Source organism: Allobosea sp. 10L417, from assembly GCF_056395485.1.
The window spans coordinates 839,656-864,638 of record NZ_JBFTJP010000002.1; the positions used below are offsets into that span (position 1 = coordinate 839,656).

At 66.1% G+C, this 24,983-nt stretch carries 21 protein-coding genes; 17 read left to right on the forward strand and 4 right to left on the reverse strand.

What is annotated here, in order from left to right:
• The 3 genes from AC1DE3_RS10160 to AC1DE3_RS10170 form a co-directional block, all read right to left on the reverse strand.
• Entirely contained in the window at positions 1-312 is a 312-nt protein-coding gene (locus tag AC1DE3_RS10160; RefSeq protein WP_441511479.1) for an urease subunit beta, read from the reverse strand.
• A gap of 9 nt (positions 313-321) precedes the next feature.
• On the reverse strand, positions 322-624 hold the full coding sequence (gene ureA / locus AC1DE3_RS10165) for an urease subunit gamma (RefSeq protein WP_441511480.1): 303 nt from the start codon (positions 622-624) through the stop codon (positions 322-324).
• A gap of 62 nt (positions 625-686) precedes the next feature.
• The gene (locus tag AC1DE3_RS10170) at positions 687-1,592 is read right to left on the reverse strand and encodes an urease accessory protein UreD (RefSeq protein ID WP_441511481.1); all 906 of its coding nucleotides are present in this window, start codon (positions 1,590-1,592) and stop codon (positions 687-689) included.
• A 326-nt stretch (positions 1,593-1,918) separates the two neighbouring features.
• On the opposite strand from AC1DE3_RS10170, the gene AC1DE3_RS10175 reads away from it, so the two are divergent.
• The 14 genes from AC1DE3_RS10175 (at position 1,919) to AC1DE3_RS10240 (ending at position 15,398) form a co-directional block, all read left to right on the forward strand.
• Positions 1,919-2,416, forward strand: a complete 498-nt coding sequence (locus tag AC1DE3_RS10175; RefSeq protein WP_441511482.1) for an urease accessory protein UreE — start codon at positions 1,919-1,921, stop codon at positions 2,414-2,416.
• Positions 2,417-2,479: 63 nt separating this feature from the next.
• Positions 2,480-3,130 carry an urease accessory protein UreG gene (gene ureG, locus AC1DE3_RS10180; protein WP_441511483.1) on the forward strand — a complete coding sequence of 217 codons (651 nt, stop codon included), beginning with the start codon at positions 2,480-2,482 and terminating at the stop codon, positions 3,128-3,130.
• Between the two features lie 42 nt (positions 3,131-3,172).
• Positions 3,173-3,829 (forward strand): urease accessory protein UreF, encoded by a 657-nt coding sequence (locus AC1DE3_RS10185; RefSeq protein WP_441511484.1) that lies wholly within the window; start codon positions 3,173-3,175, stop codon positions 3,827-3,829.
• A 102-nt stretch (positions 3,830-3,931) separates the two neighbouring features.
• Complete coding sequence (gene nikR / locus AC1DE3_RS10190; RefSeq protein WP_441511485.1) at positions 3,932-4,369, forward strand: nickel-responsive transcriptional regulator NikR; 438 nt, start codon at positions 3,932-3,934, stop codon at positions 4,367-4,369.
• Between the two features lie 95 nt (positions 4,370-4,464).
• Positions 4,465-5,991 (forward strand): ABC transporter substrate-binding protein, encoded by a 1,527-nt coding sequence (locus AC1DE3_RS10195; protein WP_441511486.1) that lies wholly within the window; start codon positions 4,465-4,467, stop codon positions 5,989-5,991.
• On the forward strand, positions 5,992-6,945 hold the full coding sequence (locus AC1DE3_RS10200) for an ABC transporter permease (protein ID WP_441511487.1): 954 nt from the start codon (positions 5,992-5,994) through the stop codon (positions 6,943-6,945). It begins immediately after the preceding gene.
• Between the two features lie 56 nt (positions 6,946-7,001).
• Positions 7,002-7,769 (forward strand): ABC transporter permease, encoded by a 768-nt coding sequence (locus AC1DE3_RS10205; RefSeq protein ID WP_441511488.1) that lies wholly within the window; start codon positions 7,002-7,004, stop codon positions 7,767-7,769.
• A 348-nt stretch (positions 7,770-8,117) separates the two neighbouring features.
• Positions 8,118-9,752 carry an ABC transporter substrate-binding protein gene (locus AC1DE3_RS10210; RefSeq protein ID WP_441511489.1) on the forward strand — a complete coding sequence of 545 codons (1,635 nt, stop codon included), beginning with the start codon at positions 8,118-8,120 and terminating at the stop codon, positions 9,750-9,752.
• Between the two features lie 82 nt (positions 9,753-9,834).
• A complete protein-coding gene (locus AC1DE3_RS10215; protein WP_441511490.1) occupies positions 9,835-10,845 on the forward strand; it encodes an ABC transporter ATP-binding protein in 1,011 nt (336 codons plus the stop codon).
• Positions 10,842-11,825, forward strand: coding sequence for an ABC transporter ATP-binding protein (locus tag AC1DE3_RS10220; RefSeq protein WP_441511491.1), 984 nt, complete (start codon positions 10,842-10,844; stop codon positions 11,823-11,825). The genes AC1DE3_RS10215 and AC1DE3_RS10220 overlap by 4 nt, the downstream gene beginning before the upstream one ends.
• An 11-nt stretch (positions 11,826-11,836) precedes the next feature.
• Complete coding sequence (locus tag AC1DE3_RS10225) at positions 11,837-12,766, forward strand: ABC transporter permease (protein ID WP_441511492.1); 930 nt, start codon at positions 11,837-11,839, stop codon at positions 12,764-12,766.
• A gap of 11 nt (positions 12,767-12,777) precedes the next feature.
• On the forward strand, positions 12,778-13,656 hold the full coding sequence (locus AC1DE3_RS10230; protein WP_441511493.1) for an ABC transporter permease: 879 nt from the start codon (positions 12,778-12,780) through the stop codon (positions 13,654-13,656).
• Between the two features lie 26 nt (positions 13,657-13,682).
• A complete protein-coding gene (locus AC1DE3_RS10235; RefSeq protein WP_441511494.1) occupies positions 13,683-14,426 on the forward strand; it encodes a glycerophosphodiester phosphodiesterase family protein in 744 nt (247 codons plus the stop codon).
• A 30-nt stretch (positions 14,427-14,456) separates the two neighbouring features.
• Positions 14,457-15,398: a TIM barrel protein gene (locus AC1DE3_RS10240; RefSeq protein WP_441511495.1), complete on the forward strand. Its 942-nt coding sequence runs from the start codon at positions 14,457-14,459 to the stop codon at positions 15,396-15,398.
• Here the strand turns inward: AC1DE3_RS10240 and AC1DE3_RS10245 are convergent.
• Complete coding sequence (locus tag AC1DE3_RS10245) at positions 15,395-17,128, reverse strand: SulP family inorganic anion transporter (RefSeq protein ID WP_441511496.1); 1,734 nt, start codon at positions 17,126-17,128, stop codon at positions 15,395-15,397. The genes AC1DE3_RS10240 and AC1DE3_RS10245 overlap by 4 nt on opposite strands.
• 179 nt (positions 17,129-17,307) lie before the next feature.
• Here AC1DE3_RS10245 and AC1DE3_RS10250 point away from each other — a divergent pair, with 179 nt between their 5' ends.
• The 3 genes from AC1DE3_RS10250 to AC1DE3_RS10260 are packed head-to-tail and all read left to right on the forward strand — an operon-like array spanning position 17,308 to position 24,946.
• Entirely contained in the window at positions 17,308-18,564 is a 1,257-nt protein-coding gene (locus AC1DE3_RS10250) for an MdtA/MuxA family multidrug efflux RND transporter periplasmic adaptor subunit (RefSeq protein WP_441511497.1), read from the forward strand.
• A complete protein-coding gene (locus AC1DE3_RS10255; RefSeq protein WP_441511498.1) occupies positions 18,561-21,674 on the forward strand; it encodes an MdtB/MuxB family multidrug efflux RND transporter permease subunit in 3,114 nt (1,037 codons plus the stop codon). The genes AC1DE3_RS10250 and AC1DE3_RS10255 overlap by 4 nt, the downstream gene beginning before the upstream one ends.
• Positions 21,671-24,946 (forward strand): efflux RND transporter permease subunit, encoded by a 3,276-nt coding sequence (locus AC1DE3_RS10260; RefSeq protein WP_441511499.1) that lies wholly within the window; start codon positions 21,671-21,673, stop codon positions 24,944-24,946. The genes AC1DE3_RS10255 and AC1DE3_RS10260 overlap by 4 nt, the downstream gene beginning before the upstream one ends.
• Positions 24,947-24,983 lie beyond the last annotated feature (37 nt).

Below are 24,983 nucleotides of genomic sequence, written 5' to 3' on the forward strand. Positions count from 1 at the left end.
TCAGCTCTCCAACTTGCCCATGACCTTGGCGTTGAAGCCGTAGACTGCCCGGTCGCCGGCGAGCGCCACGAGACGGACGGTGCGCGACTGGCCGGGTTCGAAGCGCACGGCCGTCCCGGCCGGAATGTCGAGCCGGAAGCCCCGCGCCGCCGCGCGATCGAAATGCAGCGCCGCATTGGTCTCGTAGAAATGATAATGCGAGCCGACCTGGATCGGCCGGTCGCCGGAATTGGCGACCTCGACCGAGCGCGTCTCGCGCCCGGCATTGAGCTCGATCTCGCCATCCTCGATGAAGAACTCACCCGGAATCATCGCGGCACCTCACGGAATCGGGCTGTGGACGGTGACCAGCTTGGTCCCGTCGGGAAAGGTGGCCTCGACCTGGACGTCGTGGATCATCTCCGGCACGCCTTCCATGACGTCGTCACGGCCAAGCAGGGTCGCGCCATAGGACATCAGCTCGGCGACCGTGCGCCCGTCCCGTGCGCCTTCGAGGATGGCCGCGGAGATATAGGCGACCGCCTCGGGGTAATTGAGCTTGACCCCGCGCGCCTTGCGCCGTTCCGCCAGCAGGGCTGCCGTGAAGAGGAGGAGTTTGTCTTTCTCACGTGGAAGAAGTTCCATGGCCTTCTCTCGTTCCTGCCTTTGACCGTGCTGCCGCTGTTCCGGGGTGCAAGCGACCTTCTTCAGGTCGCCCAGATGCGCGGCGGGCTGGCGGGCTTGCCCTGGCCGGCCGCCCGCAGCAAATCCCATGCACGGAGGAAGAACGATTTGCCTTCCGATACCCGCGCCCCGAGATAACGGCAGACCACGACATCCTCGAGCTGGCTGACTGAAAACACGCCTTCGCCGCTCGCGCCGCTGGCGGCGCGCACGCGTTCCGCCGCATCCTCGCCGATCGCGCCGGCATAGACCATCGTCCCGAAGATGGGCTGCCCGGCGAGCGCGAAGGCCGCGCTGAGAAGGGGAGATCCACCGGCGATCTCGACCCGCTCGAACCAGATCGGCCTGCCGTCTCGCGTGATCTCTACGCGCTGGCTCAGCTTGCCTGTCGTGAAGCGTTCATGGGCGGCCGGACGGCCGAGGCAGAGAAAATCCCACCCGACATAGGTCGCGTCGGGCGCGAGCGACACCTGCGTTTCGAGACGAGCATCGGCACCGTCGAACAAGATGGTTTCCTGCGGCAGGTATTCGCAGACCGCTCCTGGCCCGACTGCGACCCGGCTCGATTGCACGGACAAGCCGTGCTCGCTGCGATAGAACTTGGTCGCGCCGGGCGTCGTCAGCACGGCGCGGGCCCCGGCTTCGAGATGGAAGCTCAGCTCTAGCCGATCGCCGCCCGCCACGCCGCCGGGCGGATGCAGCAGATAGACATGGCAGGTCCCGTCCTTCTCGGGATGAAAGGGCTGCTGGACGACGAGCGGCCCGAGATGGCGCCGGCGCATAAGCCGGGTCTTGCCGGCTGCAACCGCGAACCACAGCTCCAGCTCCGCCAGCCAATCGCTCGGCTGGACGGTATAGTGGGCGCGCTCGGCAGAGCCCGCGGGCGGTCGTGCGGCTTCGACGGAGGGAACTGGCGCGAGAGCATCCATGGATGAGGTTTTGATCAGGGATTCCAGCTCGCGGTTCGAATGCGAGACTATGTCGGGACCTCGTCTGCTGTCATCCTGGCCATCGGGCGCGGCGGTCTACAAAAACGGCAGAATTGGCTGAAACTGCCTCAATCGGCGCCATATGCCCGCCGTTTCGGCGTTGCCGGTCCACCATGACTCTTGCCTGGCCAGGGATGAAGAGCCACCAAATGCGGCAGGGAACGTCGTTTCGGGACATTGGCCCTCCGCTTGCCTTGGCGGCGGAAAGCCCGTCCGGCTCGGAACGGGTCCCAGCGCCGCGAGGGGCACAGGCTGCGAGAGGCGATATGTTGAAGGCGATTGCGGTCAGGCGAGCTTCGCAGAGCGGTCCAAGCCACGAACCGGTGCTCGGCAGGGCAGTTCTCCCGCACGATGAGCGCCACCTGCGCCGACGAGCGATCGGGCTCGAGGACGGACGGAAGATTCTGATCGATCTCCCCGACACGGTCGTGCTCGCGGATGGGGACGAGTTGCTGTTGGAAGGCAGCGGCGTCGTCGAGATCGCCGCCGCGGAAGAGCCGCTCTATGCGGTCCGCGGCCGCGATGCCCTGCATGTCGCCGAGCTGGCCTGGCATATCGGCAACCGTCACCTGGCCGCGGCGATCGAGGCCGACCGGATACTGATCCTGCGCGATCACGTCATCAAGGCGATGCTCGAAGGGCTGGGCGCCGCCGTAGAGGAGATCACCTCGGCGTTCACCCCTGTGCGCGGCGCCTATTCCGGCCATGGCCACGCGCATGGGCATTCCCACGGCCATGGGGATCATGATCATCACCATGGCTGAAGCCGGCGGAGCGAAGCTTGCATGCAAGCTCGCCCGGTTTCCAACCCGAGGGCATTTGCACCGATGATATCAAAGAACGGTCCTCTCCGCGTCGGCATCGGCGGTCCCGTCGGCTCGGGCAAGACCACGCTGACCGAGAAGCTGTGCAAGGCGATGCGGGATAAGTTCTCGATCGCCGTCATCACCAACGACATCTACACCAAGGAGGACGCCATGATCCTGGCACGCCTCCAGGCACTGCCCGAGGATCGCATCGTCGGCGTCGAAACCGGCGGCTGCCCGCATACGGCGATCCGCGAGGACGCCTCGATCAACCTGCAGGCCATCGCCGAGCTCAATCGCCGGATTCCCGATCTCGACATCGTCTTCATCGAATCCGGTGGCGACAATCTGGCGGCGACCTTTTCGCCCGACCTTGCCGACCTGACGCTCTACGTCATCTCCGTCTGCCAGGGCGAAGAAATCCCTCGCAAGGGCGGGCCGGGGATCACCCGCTCCGACTTCCTCGTCATCAACAAAAGCGACCTCGCGCCCTATGTGAATGTCGACCTCGACGTGATGCTGCGGGATGCGGCGCGGATGCGCGGAGCTCGGCCCTTCGGCTTCACCGATCTTTCGCGCGGCCATGGCGTCGACGGCATCGTCGACTTCATCGTCGAGCAGGGCGGGCTGTTCGAGGGCCGTCCGGCTGAGGCCGCCCCGGCGGGAGCGTGAGCGATGGGCGCTGCGCCGGATCAGCCGCCGAGACCGGAAACCATGCCGCTGCATCTGCTGCGCCTGGTCAGCCAGGGCTTGCCGGTGGGTGGATTCTCCTATTCTCGCGGCCTCGAAGCAGCCGTTACGGCCGGCTGGGTTCGTGACGAGAGGACCGCCGGCGACTGGATACTGGGCACGCTCCGGACGAATGTGGCGCAGTTGGACGGCGCGCTGTTCTGGCGCATGGCGAACGCTCTGGCCGCCGGCGACGTTGAGCGCTTCCGCGCGGCCAACGCCTGGCTCGCGGCGGGGCGCGAAAGCCGCGAATTCCAGCTCGAGGACAGGCGTCTGGGCGAGGCGCTTCTGCGCCTCCTCGCCGATCTCGCAGTTCCCGCGGCCGCGGGCCACTGTGCCGGCGAGCTGTCGTTCGCGGGGGCTTTTGCCCTGGCCGCACATCATTGGTGCATTGCGCCGACGGCGGCGCTGAGCGGCCTGCTGTGGATCTATGTCGAAGGACAGGTGAACGCGGCGATCCGGCTGGTCCCCCTCGGCCATACCGCCGGTCAGCGCATCCTCATCGAGGCCGCGGGCGCAATCGAGGAAGCGGCTGAATGCGCTCGCTCGATCGGCGACGACGAGATCGGCAGCCTGTCCCCGGCCTTGGCCATGGCGAGCGCCTGGCACGAAACGCAATACAGCCGTCTCTTTCAATCCTAGAGGCGGCAACACCGGCGCCTGACGCGAGCGATCTGCGTCTCGCAAATGTCGGGTGCTCGCTCAATTTTCCAGCCGGGCCGTGGGGTCGGAATAGGGGTGCAAGTGGAACGGGTCACGATCACCATCGATGCAGAACTTCTCGCATTCGTCGATACGCTCAGCGTATCGAAAGGCTATGGCAGCCGTTCCGAGGCGATCCGGGACATTCTGCGCCATGCCGCCCGGACGGAGACCGCCACCGACCCCGCCGCTCCCTGCTTTGCGACGCTGGCATATGTCTTCGATCACGAGACGCGGGATCTCGCGCGCAGGTTGACCAATCGGCAGCATGACCATCACGACCTCTCGGTCGCCACCCTCCATGTCCATCTCGATCGACATGAATGCCTGGAGGTCTCGGTGCTGCGTGGAGCGAGCGGTGAAGTCCGCGCCTTTGCCGACGGCGTCATCAGCCAGCGCGGCGTCCGGCACGGTCATCTTCAGATCCTGCCCGACGCGACCGCAACCGAGGATCGGCATCCTCACGAGCACGATCACTGAGCATTTTCGGCTCCGTGCTGCTCAACATTTCAGCGATACAGCCCGCCGCCGCTGCCGTATGAATTTTGGACGAAAACGTCATACGGTGGCACCTCATGCCTCGCGCCCATCTGCGCAAGCTGGTTCTGATTGGGGCGCTGTTCGTCGCTTCCGTCGCAGCCGCACAGGAGCGGCCGCTGCGCGTGGCCGAGATCTGGGAGATTCCCACGCTCGACCCTTCTCAGGACGGCACCCTGATGAAGGAAAAGGCGATGGTCACCGAGACATTGGTGGCCGGCAACCCGGATTTCACGCTCGGGCCGGGGCTCGCCATATCGTGGACGCGCGAAAGCGACACGGTCTGGCTCTTCAAGCTGCGGCAGGGCGTCAGATTCCATGACGGTTCGGCGCTGACGGCCGAGGCGGTGGTCGCGAGCCTGTCCGACACGCTGAAGCGAAGCGGCACCGTCAGAAGCTACACCAGGATCGCCGATCTCGCGGCGCGCGATACCAATACGGTTGCGATCACCACTTCCGAGCCGTTCCCGGCGCTACCCGCGGCCCTGGTCTATTCGAGCGCGGCGATCGTGTCGCCGGCTTCGCCACGGTTGGACGATGGCGCGATCGAGCGCCCGATCGGCACCGGCCCCTTCCGGATTTCGGCCTGGCAGCCGGCCGCACAGAGCTTCGCCACCGAGCGCTTCGATGGTTATTGGGGTGAGAAGCCTGCGATCCCCGCGATCAGTTTCCGCGGAATTCCCGATCCGACCACACGTTCGCTCGAACTGCAGAAGGGGAGCGTCGATTTCGCCTCGGAGGTCCCTTATGGCGACCTCGACATGCTCGCGGGAAAGGGCTTCACCGTCTCGCGCAACGTCACCGCCCGCAACTACGTGCTGAGCTTCGGCAGTCTCAAGGATACGCCCTTCGCCGACGCCCGCATCCGCAAGGCGCTCTCGCTCGCCATCGATCGGGAAGAGATCGTGCAATACGTGTTGTTCGGCATGGGCCGCGCGGGCATCGGGGCCTTTCCCGACACGATGGCCTTCGCCGACAGATCGATCGTCCTGCCCAAGCCTGATCTCGCGGCCGCTCGGAAGCTGCTGGCCGAAGCCGGATATGCGCCGGGCCCGGGCGGCGTCATGGCGAAGGACGGCAAGCCGCTCGGCTTCACCCTATACACCTATGCGCAGCGACCAGGGCTCGTGCCGATCGCCGGGGCACTCCAGAACCAGCTCCGCAAGCTGGGGGTGCCCGTCGAGATAAAGGTCACGACCTTCGCCGCCATCGCCAGGGAGATGAAGCCCGGCGATGCCAGGCTCGCCGCATTGGCGACGGCCATGTATCCGCATCCGGATTTCTACCTGCGCCAGACCTATCACTCGAAGGGGGTGATCAATAGCTGGGGCTACGCCAATGCCGAGGTCGACCAGGCTCTCGCGACGGTGCTGACGACGCGCGACGAAGCCGAACGCACTGCCGCCTACAACCTCGTCCAGCGCATCGTCGCCGCGGACGAGCCCTGCCTGACCATCGCGCATTACGGCGTCAACGTCGTGATGAAGCCTGGCATCGCCAATTACGCCTTCAATCCGATCGCCCATGACTACATGCTCGATCCGCGCATGACGGTCGCTCCCTAGATGACGGCCTATGTCGTCAGGAGGCTGGCGCTGGCGGTCACGATCGTCCTGGCCGCCACCTTTCTGACCTATGTGCTTCTGCGACTGGTTCCGGGAGAGCCGGCAGCGGTGATCCTCACGCGGGTCTTCGTCCGGGACCAGACAGCGGCCGTCTCGCGGGCGGATGTCGCGGCCATCGCCGGGCGCTTCGGCCTCGATGCCCCTCTGGTCGTGCAATATGGCCGCTGGCTTCTCGGCGCCTTGGGGGGAGATCTCGGCCACTCGATCCGGACCGGTCGGCCGGTCGCGACCGAGCTCGGCTGGCGTCTCTCCGCGACCGGCCTCCTCGCCATCTTGGCGACGCTTTCGTCGCTCGTCCTGACTTTCGGGCTCGTCGCCTTGAAGCGCTCGGTCGCGACGCCGCTCGCCGCCCGGGGGCTCGAGCTTCTCGCCGTCTGTTCGGTGGCGCTGCCCGCCTTCTTTCTCGGCGCGCTTCTGATCATACTCTTCGCGATCGGTCTGGATTGGCTGCCGGTCAGCGGCTTCGCGGGCTGGGCGCATCTGGTCTTGCCGGTCGCCGTCCTGGCTCTGGGCCAGTTCGGCTTCAACGCCATTCTGCTGGACGATGCCCTGAGCGAGGCTTTCGACGCCCCTCACATAGCAACGGCGCGAGCTAAGGGGCTGGGCGAGGGCAGGGTCCTGCTCGTCCACGCCCTGCCCAACGCGCTCGTGCCGCTGATTCCCTATCTCGCGCTGCAATTCGCCTTCCTGATCGGCGGCGTGGTGGTGGTCGAGCGGCTATTCTCGATCCCCGGCCTGGGCGGCTACCTGACCGAGGCGCTCGACAGCCATGATGGCCCAGCCTTTCTCGGCGCGATCGGCGCGATCGCGCTGGCCGTGTCCACGGTCAATCTCGCCGCCGATCTGGCCGTCGCGCGGATCGATCCGCGCATCGAGCTCGACGGGAGGGCATGATGACGCGGCATTGGAGGGCAGCCTGGCCGCTCATCCTGCTGGCGGCGCTTCTGCTGGTGCCGATCGGCTGCGGGTTGCTGCGCGATCCCCTCGACGGCTCGCTTCGCGACAGCCTGCGGCCGCCCGGAGCGGAATTCCCCCTCGGGACCGACCATCTCGGCCGCGACGTGCTCGCCCGGATCGCACACGGCTTCGTGTTCGATATCGGCCTTTCGTTGGCAATCGTGGCGTTGTCCCTCGCGATCGGCCTGGGCATCGGCACGCTGGCCGCCGCGATCGGCGGGACGCTCGACCGCTCCCTGACCTTCGCGATGGACGTGCTGACGGCGCTGCCGCAGATCGTGATCGCCCTGATCCTGTCGGTCTATCTCGGCGGTGGCGGGCTCTCGCTCGTCCTCGCCCTGTCCACGGCAGGCTGGGTGAAATATGCCCGGATCGCACGGGCCACGACGTTTTCGCTGCGGGAACGCGATTTCGTCACCGCCGCCCGGGCCGCAGGAGGGCGGCGGCTGTACCTGGTCAGGAGGCACATCCTGCCCCAGCTCCTGCCTGTCTTCTCCGGGCTGCTGGCCCTTCAGTTCGGACACAACATCCTGAACATTGCCGCCCTCGGATTTCTGGGAATCGGTGTTGCGCCACCGACGCCGGAATGGGGAACGATGATCGCCGAAGCACGGCCCTATTTCTCGCGGGCGCCGTGGCTCGTGATCGCGCCAGGTGTTTTTCTCTTCTTGCTGACGGCATGCGCGCTCTGGATGGCACGCGGCTTCGGCCGGCGGGAGGCAGACGACGTTCGCGGTGGACGATATCAATCGCCTCGCTGAAGAGGATGGCGCACGCGCGATAGCCGGCGTTCTGCGGAATATGAGGCGTTGTCCCGCGCTGGGCGCCTTCGAGCCATGTTTCCCGGCCTTGCGGAAATGCACTCGCGGCCATGGCCCGGCCGACAAGCGAAATTTTTCTCGTCAGTTTTGGCCGGTTCGGAAGGCCGATCGAGATCATCCCCGCCGGCTTGCGCGAAGCCGATCCGGCGGGTTCATGCGGGACGTCGACGGAGCCCGGCCCCGCACCCGTCCGAACCTTCATGCGAATGTTAAATCGCGGACCTAGAGCCCTCCTGCAAATTCAACCGTGACCCCTTCCAGGCCGGTTGCGACCGAAGGAGACTCCCTGTGCTTCCTATCAATCGACGCGGCGCGCTCGGCCTGTTCGGGGCGGCTGCCGGCTCCCTGATTCTGCCGCGCCCGGTCCTTGCCCAGGGCAAGCGGCGTTCCATCACCATTGCAGTGCAGAAGATCACCATCAACGGCACGCTCGACGTCTGGAACGAGCAGTCCAATGTCGGCGAACGCGTCTTCTTTCCGAACCTGTGGGAAGGCCTGATCCTGCGCGACTGGATGGGCAACCAGGGCCCGCTCCCCGGTCTCGCCACCGAGTGGAAGCGCATCGACGACAAGACGCTGGAGCTGAAGCTGCGCCAGGGCGTGAAGTTCCACAATGGCGACGAGCTGACCGCTGCCGACGTCGTGTTCACCTTCTCCAAGGAGCGCCTGTTCGGCAACACCGAGCCGAAGGGCGGCAAGACCATCTTCGCCGACGATCACAAGCCGACCACGGTCAAGGAATTGCCGGCTTCCGTGCCGGGCATCGCGCGCCGCCTCTGGCCGGCGCTCGCCGGCGTCGAGGCCGTCGACAAGTATACCGTGCGCTTCCACAACGCGACGCCCGACGTGACGCTTGAAGGTCGCCTCTACTCGGCCGGCAGCCAGATCACCAATCGCCGCGCCTGGGACGAGGCGAAGAGCTACACCGATTGGGCGCGCAAGCCGGTCACCACGGGCCCCTATATGGTTGCGGAGTTCAGGCCGGACGTCTCGCTGACGCTGGTTGCCTTCGACCAGTATTGGGGCGGCCGCCCGCCGCTGGAGCAGATCCGCTTCGTCGAGGTCCCGGAAGTCGCGTCGCGCGTCAACGGTCTGCTCTCGGGCGAGTACGACTTCGCCTGCGACCTGCCGCCTGACCAGATCGCGACCATCCAGAAAGCGCCGGGCTTCGAGGTGCAGAGCTCGACCATCTGGAACCATCGCGTCTCGGTCTTCAACATCGAGAACCCGGTCCTGGCGAACCCGCTGGTGCGCCGCGCCATGACGCATTCGATCGACCGTCAGGCGATCGTCGATGCGCTCTGGGCCGGCAAGACCGTCGTCCCCGCCGGCCTGCAGTTCGAGTCCTTCCGGGCCACGGACATGTTCATCGAAGGCTGGAAGGCGCCGGAATTCAACCCCGCGCTCGCCCGCGACCTGCTGAAACAGGCCGGCTACAAGGGGGACCGCATCCCCTTCCGCCTGCTCAACAATTACTACACGAACCAGACCGCCAACGGGCAGATCATGGTCGAGATGTGGAAGCAGGTCGGCCTCAACGTCGAGATCGAGATGAAGGAGAACTGGGGCCAGATCCATGATCGCAACGGCGTCAAGGGCGTGCGCGACTGGTCAGCCTCGAACAACATCAACGATCCGATCACGCCGATGGTCGTCCAGTACGGCCCGAACGGCGAGCTCCAGCAGATGAAGGACTGGACCAACGCGGAGATGAACCAGCTCTCCGTGGTCATGGAAACCTCGACCGACCGGGCGCTGCGCAAGAAGGCCATCGCTCGCATGCTCGAGATCTGCGAGCGCGAGGACCCGGCCTATCAGGTCCTGCACCAGAACGCGGTCTTCACCGGCATGAAATCCTCGCTGAAGTGGAAGGCTGCACCGGCCTTCGCCATGGACTTCCGCGCGGCGAACTGGGCCATCTGATCGGCCCTCGGTGATGATCTCCGGCGGCCGGAAGGCCGCCGGAGACTTCGACATTCTCTGAAACGACGGAATGGCTATGGGCATGTTCGGCACAGCCGACTCCAGACTCGTCGAACTGCGCGGCCTCACGGTCGCCTTCGACGGCGTGCAGGTTCTCCATGGCATCGATCTGGACGTCGGCAGGGGAGAAGCGCTTGGCCTGGTCGGCGAGTCCGGCTGCGGCAAGTCGGTCACCTGGCTGGCGGCGCTGGGCCTCTTGCCCGGCAAGGCCGCGGTCTCCGGTTCGGTGAAGCTGGAGGGACAGGAGCTGATCGGCGGGGCACGCTCTGTCCTCGAAGGCGTGCGCGGCGGACGGATCGCCATGATCTTCCAGGACCCGTCGAGTTCGCTCAACCCGGTGCTGCGCATCGGCCGGCAGATCGTCGAGGCGCTTGCCGTCCATCGCGGTCTTCGCGGCGAGGCGGCCCGCGCCGAGGCGCTGCGGCTGATGGAGATGGTCGGCATCCCCGACGCCCGCCGCCGCTTCGACCTCTACCCACATGAGTTTTCGGGCGGCCAGTGCCAGCGCCTGATGATCGCGATGGCGCTGGCCGGGGAGCCGGACGTCCTCGTGGCCGACGAACCCACAACGGCGCTGGACGCCACGATCCAGGCCCAGATTCTCGATCTGCTGGCCCGGCTGAGACGCGAGACGGGCATGGCGACAGTCTTCATCAGCCATGATCTCGGCGCCGTCAGCCAGGTCTGCGAGCGCGTCTGCGTCATGTATGCCGGGCGCATCGTCGAGGAGGGGCGCGTCGCCGGTCTCTTCGCGGAGCCGCGCCATCCCTACACACGTGGTCTGTTCGACGCGATCCCGCGCCTCGATGGCGGGCGCGAGCGGCTGCGCCCTATCCCGGGCACGGTGCCCCATCCGCAGCATCTGCCGAAGGGTTGCTCGTTCTCGCCGCGCTGCCCGCGCGTCGCGGACGCCTGCCACGAGGCGCGCCCGCCGCTGCTGGCTCTCGACAATGGGCGCAAGCTCGCCTGCATCCGCCCGGTTCCCCCCGCCGCGCCGGTTCCGGCCCGAATTGCCGAGGGGGTGCCGGCATGACGCCGCTCGTCGAAGCGCGCGGGCTTGTGCGCGTTTATCAGATCCGACGCGGCCTCTTTGGTCGCTCGGTGCCGGTGCGCGCGGTGGACGGCGTCTCGCTCACCGTTATGCCCGGCGAAACGCTGGGCATCGTCGGAGAATCCGGCTCCGGCAAGTCCACCCTCGGCCGCATGCTGCTTGGTATCGATGACGCGCAGGAGGGAAGGGTGCTCTACGACGGGCAGCCGATGCCGGCGCTCCATACGGGCGCATGGCGGGCGCTCAGAGCCAGTATGCAGTTCGTCTATCAAGACCCGCTCGCGGCGCTCGACCGTCGCCTGACGATCGCCGCGCAGATCGGCGAACCGCTGGAGATCCACGATCTGCTGCCGAGAGAACAACGCGGGGCCCGAGTGGCGGAGCTGATGGCCGCTGTGGGCCTGAGGCCGGATCAGGCCGGGCGCTATCCGCACGAGCTCTCCGGCGGCCAGCGGCAGCGTGCCGTCATCGCCCGCGCGCTCGCCTCAAAACCCAGGCTCCTGGTTTGCGACGAGCCGGTCTCGGCGCTGGACGTCTCGATCCAGGCGCAGGTCGTCAACATGCTGCGCGACCTGCAGGATCAGACCCGCATCGCCATGGTCTTCATCAGCCATGACCTGAAGGTGGTGCGCAACATCGCCGACCGGGTCGCCGTGATGTATCTGGGCCGCATCGTCGAGGGGGCCTCCTCCGATGTGCTTTTCCGGTCGCCGCAGCACCCTTACACAAGAGCGCTCGTTTCCAGTGTGCCGGAGCCTGGCAAGCAGCTGCAGGGGCGCGTCATTCTGCAGGGGGAGCCGCCGAACCCGGCCAACAGGCCCTCCGGCTGTGCCTTCCATCCACGGTGCCCGCTGGCGCGCGACGTCTGCCGGGCGGAAGTGCCGGAGTTGCGCCGGATCGGCGAGGGGCGGACAGCAGCCTGCCACGTCCTGACGGGCGAACCCGCACTTGCAGCCGCATAGGGTAGGGCGCCATGTTCCGCTTCGCTCTCGTCCGCCTGTTCCGCGCCTTTGTCACTATCTTGGCGGTGGTGACGTTCGCTTTCGTCGTGCTGCGTATGTCGGGCGATCCGGCGCAGGTTATGCTCGGCCCCGACGTGCCGCTGGAATCCCTCGCCGCCTTCCGCAAGGCCTGGGGCCTCGATCAGCCGCTCTGGGTGCAATACGTCGCCTATCTGAAAGCGATCTTCTCGGGCGATTTCGGCATGTCGATGCGCGACAAGGCCTCCGCCCTGAATCTGGTGCTGGAGCGCGTGCCGGCGACCCTGCAGCTGACCCTGCCGGCGCTGATCCTGAAGCTGATCATCGGCATCCCTGCGGGCGTCTATGCCGCGCTGCACCGCCAGAGCTTCACCGATCGCGGCGTCATGCTCGCCGCCGTATTCGGCTTCACCATCCCGTCCTTCGTGATGGGCCTGGTGCTGGTGCTGATCTTTTCGATCACATTGCGCTGGCTGCCCTCCGGCGGACAGGACACCTGGGTGCACGGCATATTGCCGACCCTGACAATGAGCATCGGCGGCATCGGCATCCTCGCCCGCTTCTCGCGCAGCGCGATGATCGAGGTGATGGGCCAGCCCTATATTCGCACGGCTTCCGCAAAGGGGCTGAAATGGCGCGAGGTGGTCCTGGGGCACGCATTGCCGAACGCGGCGGTGCCGATCGTCACCATCGTCGGCTTCATGGTCGGCTCGCTGATCGCCGGTGCCGTGGTGGTGGAGTCGATCTTCTCCTGGCCGGGGATCGGGCGGCTCTTGGTCGTCTCGGTCGGGAACCGCGATCTCGCCGTGGTGCAGTGCATCCTGCTGATCGTCGCCGCGGCCATGGTCGTCTCCAACCTCGTCGTCGACCTGCTCTATGGCTGGCTCGACCCGCGCTTGCGCGCGCAGGCCTCCGGTCATTGAGGAAAAACCCCATGGCTGCCATCGATCTCCACGAAGCACCATCCTCTGAACCGAGGGGTGGTTTTGTCGCGCTTCTGCGGCTGAAGCTTCCCCTGACAGTCGGCCTTGGCGTGATCTGGCTGCTGGCGATGATCATCGTTGCCGCCTTCGCTGATCAGATTCGCCCCTACAACATCACCTCCATGGACCTGGCCAGCCGACTCGCGGCGCCGGGCGGTCTCAGGCATCTGCTCGGCACCGATGAACTCGGCCGCGATGTGCTCTCGCGGCTCATCCAGTCCATCCGCATTTCGCTGGTGATCGCGTTTGGAGCGACATTGCTCTCGGCGTTTTTCGGCACGCTGCTCGGCTTCCTGGCGGCGCAGTTTCGCGGAACGGTCGAGCATGTCGTGCTGGCTCTGGCCGATTTCCAGGCGGCGTTGCCATTCCTCATCATGTCGCTGGCGGTGCTCGCCTTCTTCGGTTCGTCGATGGTGCTCCTGGTCTGCCTGATGGGCTTCTATGGCTGGGAGCGCTATGCGCGCATCGCGCGCGGCCTTGCGATCTCCGCCGGCGCGCAGGGCTATGCTGCGGCTGTTGTCCAGCTCGGAGCTACGCCGACGCGGGTCTATCTGCGCCATATCCTGCCCAATGTCGCCTCGACGCTGATCGTGTCGATGACGCTGACTTTCCCCGAGATCATCCTGATGGAATCCGGCCTCTCGTTTCTGGGGCTCGGCGTGCAGCCACCCGAAACGAGCCTTGGCAACATGGTCGGCTTCGGGCGGGAATATCTCACGCGCGCGCCCTGGATCATGCTCGCCCCCGCCATCGTCATCATGCTGACGACGCTCTCCATCTCGCTGGTCGGCGACTGGCTGCGCGACAAGCTCGACCCGACCATCCGCTAGAGACGCCGCTTTCCGAGGGAATTGGCATGACCCTGATCAAAGGCCATCGTGGCGCCCGCAATCTCTGGCCGGAGAATTCGCTCACCGGTTTCCGAAACGCGCTGATGCTCGGCGTCGACGGCATCGAGTTCGACGTGCATCTGACGAAGGCCGGCGAACTCGTCGTCATCCACGACGCGACGCTGGACCGCACCGCTGAGGGGGCGGGGCCGGTGCGCGAGTTATCGGCCGAAGCGCGCAAGGCCATGAAGCTTAAGGACACCGACGAGACCATCCCGACCTTGGCGGAAGTGCTCGAAATCCTGGCGCCCGCAAAGGCCATCGAGCTGCATGTCGAGATCAAGATTGACGAGACCGGAACTCCCTATCCCGGCATCGCCCCGCGCGTGGCCGCCGAGCTGGCCCGTTTCGGCATCGAGGAGCGGTCGTATCTGACGTCCTTCGACACCTCCGTGCTGGAGGAATGCCGACGCCATGCCCCGCAGGTCGCTCGCCTCGTCTCGGTCAATGCTGCCTGGGCCGCGCGACAGGGTGGGCTCCCCGCCTTCCTCGACCGCGTCGAGGATCTGGCCGAGATCGTGGCTGTTCATCATGAGCTGCTGGACGCCGAGTGGGAGCTGATCCGAAGCAGGCTCGCACTCGACCGCCTCTGCGTGTGGACGGTCAACGACGAAGCTGGAATCCGCCATTGGCTCGGGCGCAATATCGGCCGCATGACTTCGGACAGCCCCGATTTGGCGCTCGCGCTGCGCGAGACGATCACGGCCTGATCCTTGAGTTTGCTTCGACTGGAGACCTCCATGAATCACATCATCTCGACCGGCTTTGTCGCCGCCTCGACGGACGGCGAACTCGACAGCCTGGAAAGCGATCTCAAGCGTCTCGCAGATCTCGGCGTGGAGACGGTCGAGCTGACACCGACCAGCATCGATCTCATTGCGGGCGGGCGCATCATCGAGGAGCGCGCCGACAGGCTCGCAAGGCTGACAGCCCAGTTCCCGTTCAATTACTCGATGCATGGCTTGGTCTCGTCCAACTTCATGGACCCGGACACGCTGCGCTATCAGCTCGAGGCGGCGAAAGCGCTGGTCCAGCTCTGCGATCGGGTCGGCTCGCGGATCCTCGTCCATCACGGCGGCTTTCTGCGCGCTGAGCAGCTCTTCGAAAGGGCTGATGCCGACCGGCGGGAACGCGAGGCTCTGCACGAACTTGCCGAATTCGCGAAATCCTACGGCGTGCGCATCGCGCTGGAGAACATCTTCACAACGGAGGCTGGCCAATACCGTCAGACACCGGCTGGGATCGCGGAGACGGTGAGGGCCGTCGACCATCCCAATCTGGTCGCCCTGATCGACTTCAGCCACGCCTATATCGAGGCGACCTATAAGGGGCTCGACTTCCGCGAGCAGCTTCGCGCCATGGCGCCCGTCGCGGGCCATCTGCACGTCCATGATTCATTCGGGCGGCCAACCGCGTTCTACAAGGGCTATCATCTGCAGGAATACACGGCGCTCGGCATCGGCGACCTGCACATGCCGCTTGGCTGGGGCGATATCGACTGGGACGAAATCTTCTCCGAGCTGACGTTCCTGCCCGGCACCGTCCTGATGATGGAGATCGGCCGGCGCTATCGCAGCGAGCAGCCGGCCTGCCTCGAGCGCGCCAAGCATTTGATGGCTCTGAACGCGGTCAACGACGCGTCGAGGTCGACCAACGCGCCAGCGCCTTACGCCACCGTCTAGGGTTGCCGCTCACTACGCGCCGGATCGGCGGGGGTGGCGAGGTCCCAAGATTTAGGAAGGACACCGCCAAGCCGGGTAACAGCTTCGTCGACGCTGTGGAAAATCCGGTCTTCTCCGATCGCGCGGATAATGCCGAAGCGCTCCAGCGCTTCGCGGGCCCGTGCGGATTCCACCCGCGCAATCGCGAAGGCCGCTCCCTGCGCTTCGCAGGCCCGGGCTACGGCGAGCAGCGACTGCGCCGCCGTATAGTCGATGGCGGCAATGCCGCTGGCCTCCAAGACCACCAGCCTCGGCTTTTGCGCTGCGAGCCGATCGACCAGCTCCTGCTGGAAACCTGACGCATTCGCGAAGAGCAACGGCGCCGGAAAGCCGGCGACGAGGATGCCAGGCAGCGTCGTCAATGGCTGCCCCGACCCCGGTGGCCACCAGATCGTCGTGCCCGCGATCCGACCGAACTCGACCAGATGGCTGCGGGTCGTCATCCAGATGCCGTGCAACAGCGACAGGCCGATGCCGATCGCCACGCCGCTTTCGATCGGCAGCAGAGAAACGGCAAAAGCGGTCAGCAGGACGAGGGCGAATTCCTGCGGGCTCTGGCGCGCGATCTGCGCGATCAGTCCCACCCTCACAATCCGCCCGGCCACGAAGAAGAGGACGCCGGCAAAGGCCGCTTCCGGGACATTGGCGAGAACATCGCCGCCGAAGAGCGCGAGACCCAGAACCAGCGCCGCGGCGGCGAGACCGGCGACGGGATTCCGGCCCCTGCTCTCGACGACGATGGCCGTCCGCGGCGGGCTGGCGTTAACCGGGAAGGTGCCTGCCAGGCCGGCGAGCAGATTGGCACCCGCCAGTCCGAGATAATCACGCCCGACATCGGGCTCGCGCCCATCGGGATCGCGGAAGGATCGGCTGACCGTCGCCGTCTGCATCATCACGATGAGCGCGATGATCAGGGCCAGCGGAATGAGAGACCGCAAATCGGCCCAGGACAGATCGAAGCCGGGCCATGGCGGCAACCCCGTCGGCAACGAGCCGAGCACTGCGACGCCGCGGCTCTCCAGACCGAGAGCGGCGACCGCCGCCGTCGCCAAGGCGAAGGCGATCAGCGCGCCGGGCAGCCAGGCTGCGAGCTTTTCGCAGGCGACGATGACGGCCAGCACGCCGAGACCCAGCATGACCGAGAACGGATTGCTACCTGCACGCGCCGCCCAGATTTCCGCCAGCCGGGGAGGCAGACTGCTCGCCTGCACATTCAGCCCCAGCAGGCTCGGGAGCTGGGACACGACGATATGGGCTGCGATGCCGGCCAGGAAGCCGGACACGACCGGCGTCGAGAGAAGATCCGCGATCCAGCCAAAGCGCAGGAAGCCGGCCCCCAGAAGGAGGACGCCGACCAGCACGGCAAGGGTCGGCGCAGCCGTCGGTGCGATGATGCCCCCCGCCGCAAGCGCGGCGAGTGCGCCGGCAAAGATGGGGGTGATCGTCGAATCGGCGCCGACGGTGAGGACACGGCTGGCTCCCAGCAGCAGGAAACCGAGCGTCGCTGCGACGAAGGCGAATAACCCCGCCTGCACTGGAAAGCCGCCGAGGCGCGCCGTTGCCATCTGCTCCGGGATCGTGATCGCCGCGAGCGTCAAACCCGCCAGCACATTCCGCCCGAGATCCCTGGGATGCGACGGGCCTCCGGAAGAGCGCTGTTCCGATCCGGCGAGGGCTGCGTTGCTTGGCATGACCGGCCACCGTCGTTGCATGCGAAGCTGATGCGGCAGCAACCATAGCAGTTCGCCTCATGCAGGCTGAAGCGCGTCGTTCCGGGCTAGATTAACGCTGGATTACGCCTGTTTCATGTGCGGCGCCGCGCAAATGCGTATAGCATCCTGCGGGCGTTCTATGCGGCATCGGTGCAGCGATGAACCAGAAGCCCGAGTTCCCGGCCTTAGCTCCTGCCACGGATCGTTCGCCGGCGGTCTCGCGGAAGTCGCGGGCCGGCCTTCCTGGTTTGGTGCTGATCGCGCTGGTCGCGGCAGGGCTCGGATTGTGGTGGTGGGTGCGACCGGGCGGCGAGAAGCCAGCGGGGTCCAATCGCAGCGTTCCAGCGATGTCGATCGTGTCCGCGCAAGCGACGCAAGGCGATATCGCGATCAACCTCGATGCTCTCGGTACCGTGACTGCTCTCGCGACCGTTACGATCAGGTCCCAGATCGCAGGAAAGCTCCTGGCGGTGGACTTCGAGGAGGGGCAGGATCTCCGGAAGGGCGATCTGCTCGCGGAGATCGATTCACGTCCCTATGAGGCCGCTCTGGCTCAGGCGAAGGGGCAATTGGCGCGCGATGAGGCGCTGCTCAGCGGGGCACGGGTCGACCTGCAGCGCTACAGGAGCCTTTCAGCCCAGAACGCCGTGCCGCATCAGACTCTCGATACGCAGGTCGCGCTGGTCGCCCAATATGAGGGCACGGTCGCGGCGGATCACGCGCAGGTCACGGCCGCCGAGGTCAATCTCCAATATTGCAGGATCGTCTCGCCGATCGACGGGCGCGCCGGTCTACGCCAGGTCGACGCGGGAAATTACGTCACGGCCGGCGACGCCAGCGGCATCGTCGTGATCACGCAGCTCGAGCCGATCAGCGTGCTCTTCACCCTGCCGGAGGACAATCTCCAGGCGATCGCCGCGCGCCTGCGGGCGGGCGCGACATTGCCGGTCCAGGCCTTCAACCGCGGCGGCACGACGAAACTCGCGGATGGGTCCCTCAAGACCTTCGACAGCCAGATCGATCCCACCACGGGCACGATCAAGTTGCGCGCGACCTTCGGGAACGGGGAGCGATCGCTCTATCCCAACCAGTTCGTCAATATCCGCCTGTTGCTCGACACGCGCAGGGGCGTGACGCAAATCCCGTCGGCGGGCGTCCAGCGCGGCGTGCCCGGCACCTTCGTCTATATCGTCAACCCCAACGACACCGTCTCGGTTCGCAAGGTCGAGCTCGGCGTGACCGATGGCGATCATGTGGAGATCCTGTCGGGCCTCAAGCCGGGCGACGCGGTCGTCATCGACGGCGCCGACAAGCTGCGCGAAGGCGCCAGGATCAGCGTGCGGGCGCCGCCCGACGCAACGCCGCCGCAGGCCGCGGGCTCCGGCCGCCGCACGGGCGCGAGGCCAGGCCCGTGAGCCCGTCCCGGCCCTTCATTCTGCGGCCCGTGGCCACCACGCTGCTGATGGTGGCGATCATGCTCTCGGGCATCCTCGCCTTCCGGTTTCTCCCTGTGGCGGCTCTGCCCGAGGTCGACTACCCCACCATCCAGGTGCAGACCTTCTATCCGGGCGCCAGCCCCGATGTGATGACCTCCTCGGTGACGGCGCCGCTCGAGGTGCAGTTCGGCCAGATGCCGAACCTGAACCAGATGAGTTCGGTCAGTTCGGGCGGCGCCTCGGTCATCACTCTGCAATTCGACCTGAACATCTCGCTGGACGTGGCGGAGCAGGAGGTTCAGGCCGCTATCAACGCCGCCGGCAACCTTCTGCCGGCGGACCTGCCGGCGCCTCCGATCTACGCGAAGGTCAACCCTGCCGACGCGCCGATCCTGACGCTCGGTCTGACCTCCGCCACCGTTCCGCTGACGCAGGTGCAGGACTTCGCCAATACACGGCTGGCGCAGAAGATTTCGCAGCTTCCCGGGGTCGGTCTCGTTACCATCAGCGGCGGCCAGCGCCCCGCCGTGCGGATCCGCGCCGATATCCGCAAGCTCGCCGCCTACGGCCTGAACATCGACGACCTGCGCACCACCTTGGGCAATGCCAATATCAACACGCCCAAGGGCAGTTTCGACGGGCCGATGCGGGCCTCGACGATCAATGCCAATGACCAGATCCGCTCCGCCGACGGCTACCGTTCCCTGATCGTGGCCTACAAGAACGGCGCTCCGGTTCGGCTGAGCGATGTCGGAGAGGTCGTCGACGGCGCCGAGAACGACAAGCTCGGTGCCTGGATGAATGCGACGCCGGCTGTGATTCTGAACATCCAGCGTCAGCCGGGCGCCAATGTCATCTCGGTGGTCGACAGCATCAAGGCGCTGCTACCGCAACTCAAGGCGTCGCTGCCGGAAGCCGTCGACATGACGATTCTGACCGACCGCACGGTGACCATCCGGGCCTCGGTCCGCGACGTCGAATACGAGCTCGCCCTGGCGGTCATGCTCGTCGTGCTGGTGATCTTCGTCTTCCTGCGCAGCCCGCGCGCGACGCTGATCCCGAGCCTGTCCGTTCCCCTCTCGCTCGTAGGGACGCTCGGCGCGATGTATCTGATGGGCTTCAGCCTCAACAACCTGACGCTGATGGCGCTGACCATCTCGACCGGCTTCGTCGTCGACGACGCGATCGTCGTGATCGAGAACATCTCGCGCTACATCGAGGAGGGGGATTCCCCGCTCGAGGCCGCCCTGCGCGGCTCGGAGCAGATCGGCTTCACCATCATTTCGCTGACGGTCTCGCTGGTCGCGGTGCTGATCCCCCTGCTGTTCATGGGCGACGTGGTCGGCCGATTGTTCCGCGAGTTCGCGGTGACGCTGGCGGTGACGATCCTGATCTCGGCCGTCGTCTCCCTGACGCTGGTGCCGATGGCCTGCGCCAAGCTTCTGAAGCCGGCCGCCGAGGCGCGCGAGAACCGCTTCCAGCGCGTCAGCCGGGAAGCCTTCGACAGCATCATTGCGGGTTATGGCCGCATGCTGGACTGGGTGCTCGATCGGCAGACGCTGGTGCTGCTGATCGCGCTCGGGACCTTCGGGCTGACGGGGTACCTTTACGCCGTCATCCCCAAGGGCTTCTTCCCGCTGCAGGACACCGGGGTCATCCAGGGCATCACGGAGGCGCCGCAGTCCGTTTCCTACGCCGCGATGGCCAGCCGGCAGCAGGCGCTCGCCGCCGCGATCCTGGAGGATCCCGATGTCGCCAGCCTGTCCTCCTTCATCGGGGTCGACGGCACCAACAGCACGCTGAACAGCGGGCGCATCCTGATCAACCTGAAGCCTCACGAGGAGCGCAGATCCAACATCGCGGCGGTGATGGAGCGCCTGCGACAGCGCACGGCCGCGCTGCCGGGCATCTCGCTCTACATGCAGCCGGTGCAGGACCTCACGGTCGAGGGCATTGTCAGCCGCATGCAGTACCAGTTCGTCCTGCAGGATGCCGATGCGGCTCAGCTCGCCGAATGGACGCCGAAACTGGTCGAGCGGCTGGCGGCGCTGCCGCAGATCGCCGAGGTCGCGAGCGACATCTCCGCACGAGGGCTCGCCGTCTTCGTCGACATCGACCGCGACCAGGCGGCCCGCTTCGGCATCACCCCGGCCACGATCGACAACGCGCTCTATGATTCCTTCGGTCAGCGCATCGTCTCCACGATCTTCACCAATGCGAACCAGTACCGTGTCATCCTGGAGGCCGATCCGCTGCTGCAGACCTCCCTGCGTTCGCTCTCGGCGATCTATTTGCCGTCGGCGGTGGGCGGTGGACCTGTCCCGCTGGCGGTCGTCGCGAGGATCCGCGAGGGCACCGCACCGCTCCAGGTCTCGCATCTCGGCCAGTTTCCCTCGGCCACGGTCTCCTTCAACCTGACACCCGGAACCTCGCTCGGCGAAGCCGTGACTGCGATCAGGCAGGCCCAGGCCGAAATCGGCCTGCCGGAAAGCGTGACCAGCAGCTTCCTGGGCGCAGCGCAGGCCTTCCAGTCGTCGCTGTCGAACCAGATCCTGCTCATCCTCGCGGCGATCGTGACGGTCTATATCGTGCTGGGCGTGCTCTATGAGAGCTTCATCCACCCTCTCACGATTCTCTCGACGCTTCCGTCGGCGGGCATCGGCGCATTGTTGGCGCTGATGATGGCGGGCCAGCAACTCACCATCGTCGCCATCATCGGCATCATCCTGCTGATTGGCATCGTGAAGAAAAACGCGATCATGATGATCGATTTTGCGCTGGACGCCGAGCGTAACGAGGGGAGGACACCGCGCGAGGCGATCCGTCAGGCCTGTCTGCTGCGGTTCCGGCCCATTTTGATGACGACGATGGCTGCCGTGCTGGGGGCCCTGCCGCTGATGCTCGGAACCGGCGCGGGCTCCGAACTCCGGCATCCGCTCGGTATCGCGATCGTCGGCGGGCTGCTGCTCAGCCAGCTGCTGACCCTGTTCACGACGCCGGTCATCTATCTCTGGTTCGATCGGCTGGCCGTCGGCGCCACCGATGCCCGGTTGGCCCTGCCGCCGTCCCACGAAGTGCCTGGGCCATGAACCCGTCGCGGACCTTCATCCGCCGCCCGGTTGCGACCACGCTGCTGACCGCCTGGCTGGCAGGGGTGGGTGCCGTCGCCTTCTTCCAACTCCCCGTCTCGCCGCTCCCGGAAGTCGATTTCCCGACGATCTCGGTCCAGGCCACGTTGCCGGGAGGCAGCCCGCAAGATGTGGCGGCGACCGTCGCGAGCCCGCTGGAGCGCCATCTCGGCCAGATCGCCAATGTGACGGAGATGACCTCGTCAAGCACGGTCGGGGGAACGCGGATCACCCTCCAGTTCGGCCTGAACCGCGATATCGACGGCGCTGCGCGCGACGTACAGGCTGCGATCAATGCGGCTCGCGCCGACCTGCCGGCAAGCCTCCGTGCGAATCCGACCTATCGAAAGGTCAATCCGGCGGACGCCCCCGTGCTCATCCTGACGCTGACCTCGGATACCAAGACCCGGGGCGAACTCTACGACGCGGCCACCACGGTGCTCGCGCAAAAGCTGTCTCAGGTCGAGGGTGTCGGCGAGGTCCTCGTCGGCGGCGGCTCGCTGCCAGCCGTCAGGGTCGAGTTGAATCCGCAGGCCGTCTATAAATACGGCATCGGCCTGGAGGATGTCCGTGCCGCCATAGCCAGCGCCAATGCCCACAGCCCCAAGGGCGGGATCGATGTCGGCGATCGACGCTACCAGATCTACGCCAACGACCAGGCGGAAAAGGCGGCACAGTATCGCTCTCTAACCATCGCCTATCGCGGCGGCGCCCCCATCCGGCTGTCCGATATCGGGGAAGTGACGGATTCGGTCGAGAATCTGCGCAATGCCGGGCTCGTCGACGGCAAGCCGGGCGTTCTCCTCGTCTTGTTCCGGCAACCCAACGCGAACATCATCGGTGTGGTCGACCGGGTGAAGGCGCTCCTGCCGACGCTGCGGGCCTCGATTTCCCCCGCCATCGATCTCGCGCCTGCGGTCGACCGGTCCACGACGATCCGGGCTTCGCTCCAGGACGTCGAGCGCACGCTGGTGATCGCGATCCTGCTCGTGATCGCCGTGGTGTTCGCGTTCCTGCGCGACTGGCGGTCGATGCTCGTGCCGGTCGTGGCCGTCTCCGTATCGCTGATCGCGACCTTCGCGGCGATGTACCTGCTCGGCTACAGCCTCAACAACCTGTCGCTGATGGCCTTGACCGTCGCGACGGGTTTCGTGGTCGACGACTGCATTGTGGTTCTCGAAAACGTCGCGCGCCATGTGGAGAGCGGGATGGAGCCGCGCGCGGCCGCGCTCAAGGGCGCGCAGGAGGTCGGCTTCACGGTCCTGTCGATGAGCATCTCGCTCGTCGCCGTGTTCATTCCGATCCTGCTGATGGGGGGGATCGTCGGCCGGCTGTTTCGTGAATTCGCCATGACAACCTCGCTGGCGATCATGATCTCGCTGCTGATTTCGCTGACGACGACGCCGATGATGTGCGCCGTGCTTCTGCGCAGAAACGCCGAGCTCAGGCATGGCCGATTATATCGCGGCAGCGAGCGGGTCTTCGCCTGGATGCTGGATGGATACAGGCGAACGCTGACAGCCGCGCTTGGCCATCCCGGGGCGGTCATGCTGGTCTTGGCGGCTGTGCTGGGCCTCAACCTCTATCTCTACGACACTATTCCGAAGGGCTTCTTTCCCCAGCAGGATACGGGGCGCATCGTCGGTGCCATCCAGGCCGATCAGAGCATCTCCTTCCAATTGATGCAGCAGAAGCTTTCGCGCTTCGTCTCGATCGTCAAGGCCGACCCGGCCGTCGACACGGTGGTCGGGTTCACCGGCGGCGGGCAGACCAATTCCGGCAGCGTCTTCATCGCGCTGAAGCCGCTCGCCGAACGCGTCGTCTCGGCCGACCAGGTGATCGCGCGCCTGCGGCGGAATCTGGCAGTCGTGCCCGGCGCGAGCCTCTTCCTGCAGGCGGTTCAGGATATCCGGGTCGGCGGCCGGGCCGGCAATGCCCAGTACCAATACACCCTGCAAGGCTCGACCCTGGAGGATCTTGCGGAATGGACGCCGCGGATCGCAGCCGCACTGCAGGCGCTGCCGACACTCGCCGACGTCAACAGCGACCAGCAGAACAAGGGGCTGGAATCCAATGTCATCGTCGATCGCGACACCGCCGCGCGCCTCGGCGTCACCATGGCGCAGGTGAACAACACCCTTTACGACGCCTTCGGCCAGCGGCAGGTGTCGACCATCTATGTCCCGCGCAACCAATACCACGTGATCATGGAGGTGGCGCCGCGGTTCTGGCAGAATCCGGAAACGCTGAAGCAGGTCTTCATCAGTACCGCCGGCGGGTCGGTCGGGGGCTCTCAGGCAACCAATGCGGTCGCCGGCACGGTCGTGGCCGCGGGCAAATCGACCACGGCGAGCAGCGTCGCGGCCGATGCGGCGCGCAATCTCGCGACCAACTCCATCGGCGCTACCGGCAAGGGGGCGGTTTCGACGGGTTCGGCGGTCAGCACGGTGCAGGAGACGATGATACCGCTCTCGGCGATCGCACATTTCGGACAGGGCGCGACGCCGCTGGCCGTCAACCACCAGGGGTTGCTTGTCGCCAATACCATCTCGTTCAACCTCCCGGCGGGCGTGTCGCTGAGCACGGGAATTGAGTCGATCGAGGCTGCCATGAACCGGCTGGGCGTCCCCGCCACGATCCACGGCACCTATCAGGGGACGGCCCGCGCCTTCCAGGCCTCCCTGGGCAGCCAGCCCTATCTCATATTGGCGGCATTGGTGACGATCTACCTTGTGCTGGGAGTGCTCTATGAGAGCTTCGTCCACCCGCTGACGATCCTATCGACGCTGCCCTCCGCCGGGGTCGGCGCATTGCTCGCCCTGATGGCCTTCGGAGTCGAATTCAGCATCATGGCGCTGATCGGGGTGATCCTTCTGATCGGCATCGTTAAGAAGAATGCGATCATGATGATCGACTTCGCGCTCGACGCGCAGCGCCATCGCGGCCTGTCTCCGTTCGATGCCATTCAGGAGGCCTGCCTGCTGCGGTTCCGGCCGATCATGATGACGACGATGGCAGCGATGTTCGGTGCGATGCCGCTCGCGATCGGCTTCGGCGAAGGCGGCGAACTGCGGCGCCCGCTCGGCATCGCCATCGTCGGCGGTCTGGTCCTGAGCCAGATTCTGACGCTCTACACGACGCCGGTCGTTTATCTCTACGCTGACCGCTTCCGCGCCTGGTGCGGGAATCTGCGCAGGCGTCCCCCTCAGCCGGTCGCGGATCTCACGGCATGACGCGGCGAGACGGCGAGGCGCCGGAGCGAGCGCGGCG

Coding starts and splice junctions, on each gene's coding strand:
- AC1DE3_RS10220 (WP_441511491.1), top strand. CDS start 10,842: ATGACGCCGCTCGTCGAAGCGCGCGGGCTTGTGCGCGTTTATCAGATC.
- AC1DE3_RS10235 (WP_441511494.1), top strand. CDS start 13,683: ATGACCCTGATCAAAGGCCATCGTGGCGCCCGCAATCTCTGGCCGGAG.
- ureG (WP_441511483.1), top strand. CDS start 2,480: ATGATATCAAAGAACGGTCCTCTCCGCGTCGGCATCGGCGGTCCCGTC.
- AC1DE3_RS10215 (WP_441511490.1), top strand. CDS start 9,835: ATGTTCGGCACAGCCGACTCCAGACTCGTCGAACTGCGCGGCCTCACG.
- AC1DE3_RS10245 (WP_441511496.1), bottom strand. CDS start 17,128: ATGCCAAGCAACGCAGCCCTCGCCGGATCGGAACAGCGCTCTTCCGGA.
- AC1DE3_RS10160 (WP_441511479.1), bottom strand. CDS start 312: ATGATTCCGGGTGAGTTCTTCATCGAGGATGGCGAGATCGAGCTCAAT.
- ureA (WP_441511480.1), bottom strand. CDS start 624: ATGGAACTTCTTCCACGTGAGAAAGACAAACTCCTCCTCTTCACGGCA.
- AC1DE3_RS10250 (WP_441511497.1), top strand. CDS start 17,308: ATGAACCAGAAGCCCGAGTTCCCGGCCTTAGCTCCTGCCACGGATCGT.
- AC1DE3_RS10170 (WP_441511481.1), bottom strand. CDS start 1,592: ATGGATGCTCTCGCGCCAGTTCCCTCCGTCGAAGCCGCACGACCGCCC.
- AC1DE3_RS10260 (WP_441511499.1), top strand. CDS start 21,671: ATGAACCCGTCGCGGACCTTCATCCGCCGCCCGGTTGCGACCACGCTG.
- AC1DE3_RS10175 (WP_441511482.1), top strand. CDS start 1,919: ATGTTGAAGGCGATTGCGGTCAGGCGAGCTTCGCAGAGCGGTCCAAGC.
- AC1DE3_RS10185 (WP_441511484.1), top strand. CDS start 3,173: ATGCCGCTGCATCTGCTGCGCCTGGTCAGCCAGGGCTTGCCGGTGGGT.
- AC1DE3_RS10200 (WP_441511487.1), top strand. CDS start 5,992: ATGACGGCCTATGTCGTCAGGAGGCTGGCGCTGGCGGTCACGATCGTC.
- AC1DE3_RS10225 (WP_441511492.1), top strand. CDS start 11,837: ATGTTCCGCTTCGCTCTCGTCCGCCTGTTCCGCGCCTTTGTCACTATC.
- AC1DE3_RS10240 (WP_441511495.1), top strand. CDS start 14,457: ATGAATCACATCATCTCGACCGGCTTTGTCGCCGCCTCGACGGACGGC.
- AC1DE3_RS10195 (WP_441511486.1), top strand. CDS start 4,465: ATGCCTCGCGCCCATCTGCGCAAGCTGGTTCTGATTGGGGCGCTGTTC.
- AC1DE3_RS10230 (WP_441511493.1), top strand. CDS start 12,778: ATGGCTGCCATCGATCTCCACGAAGCACCATCCTCTGAACCGAGGGGT.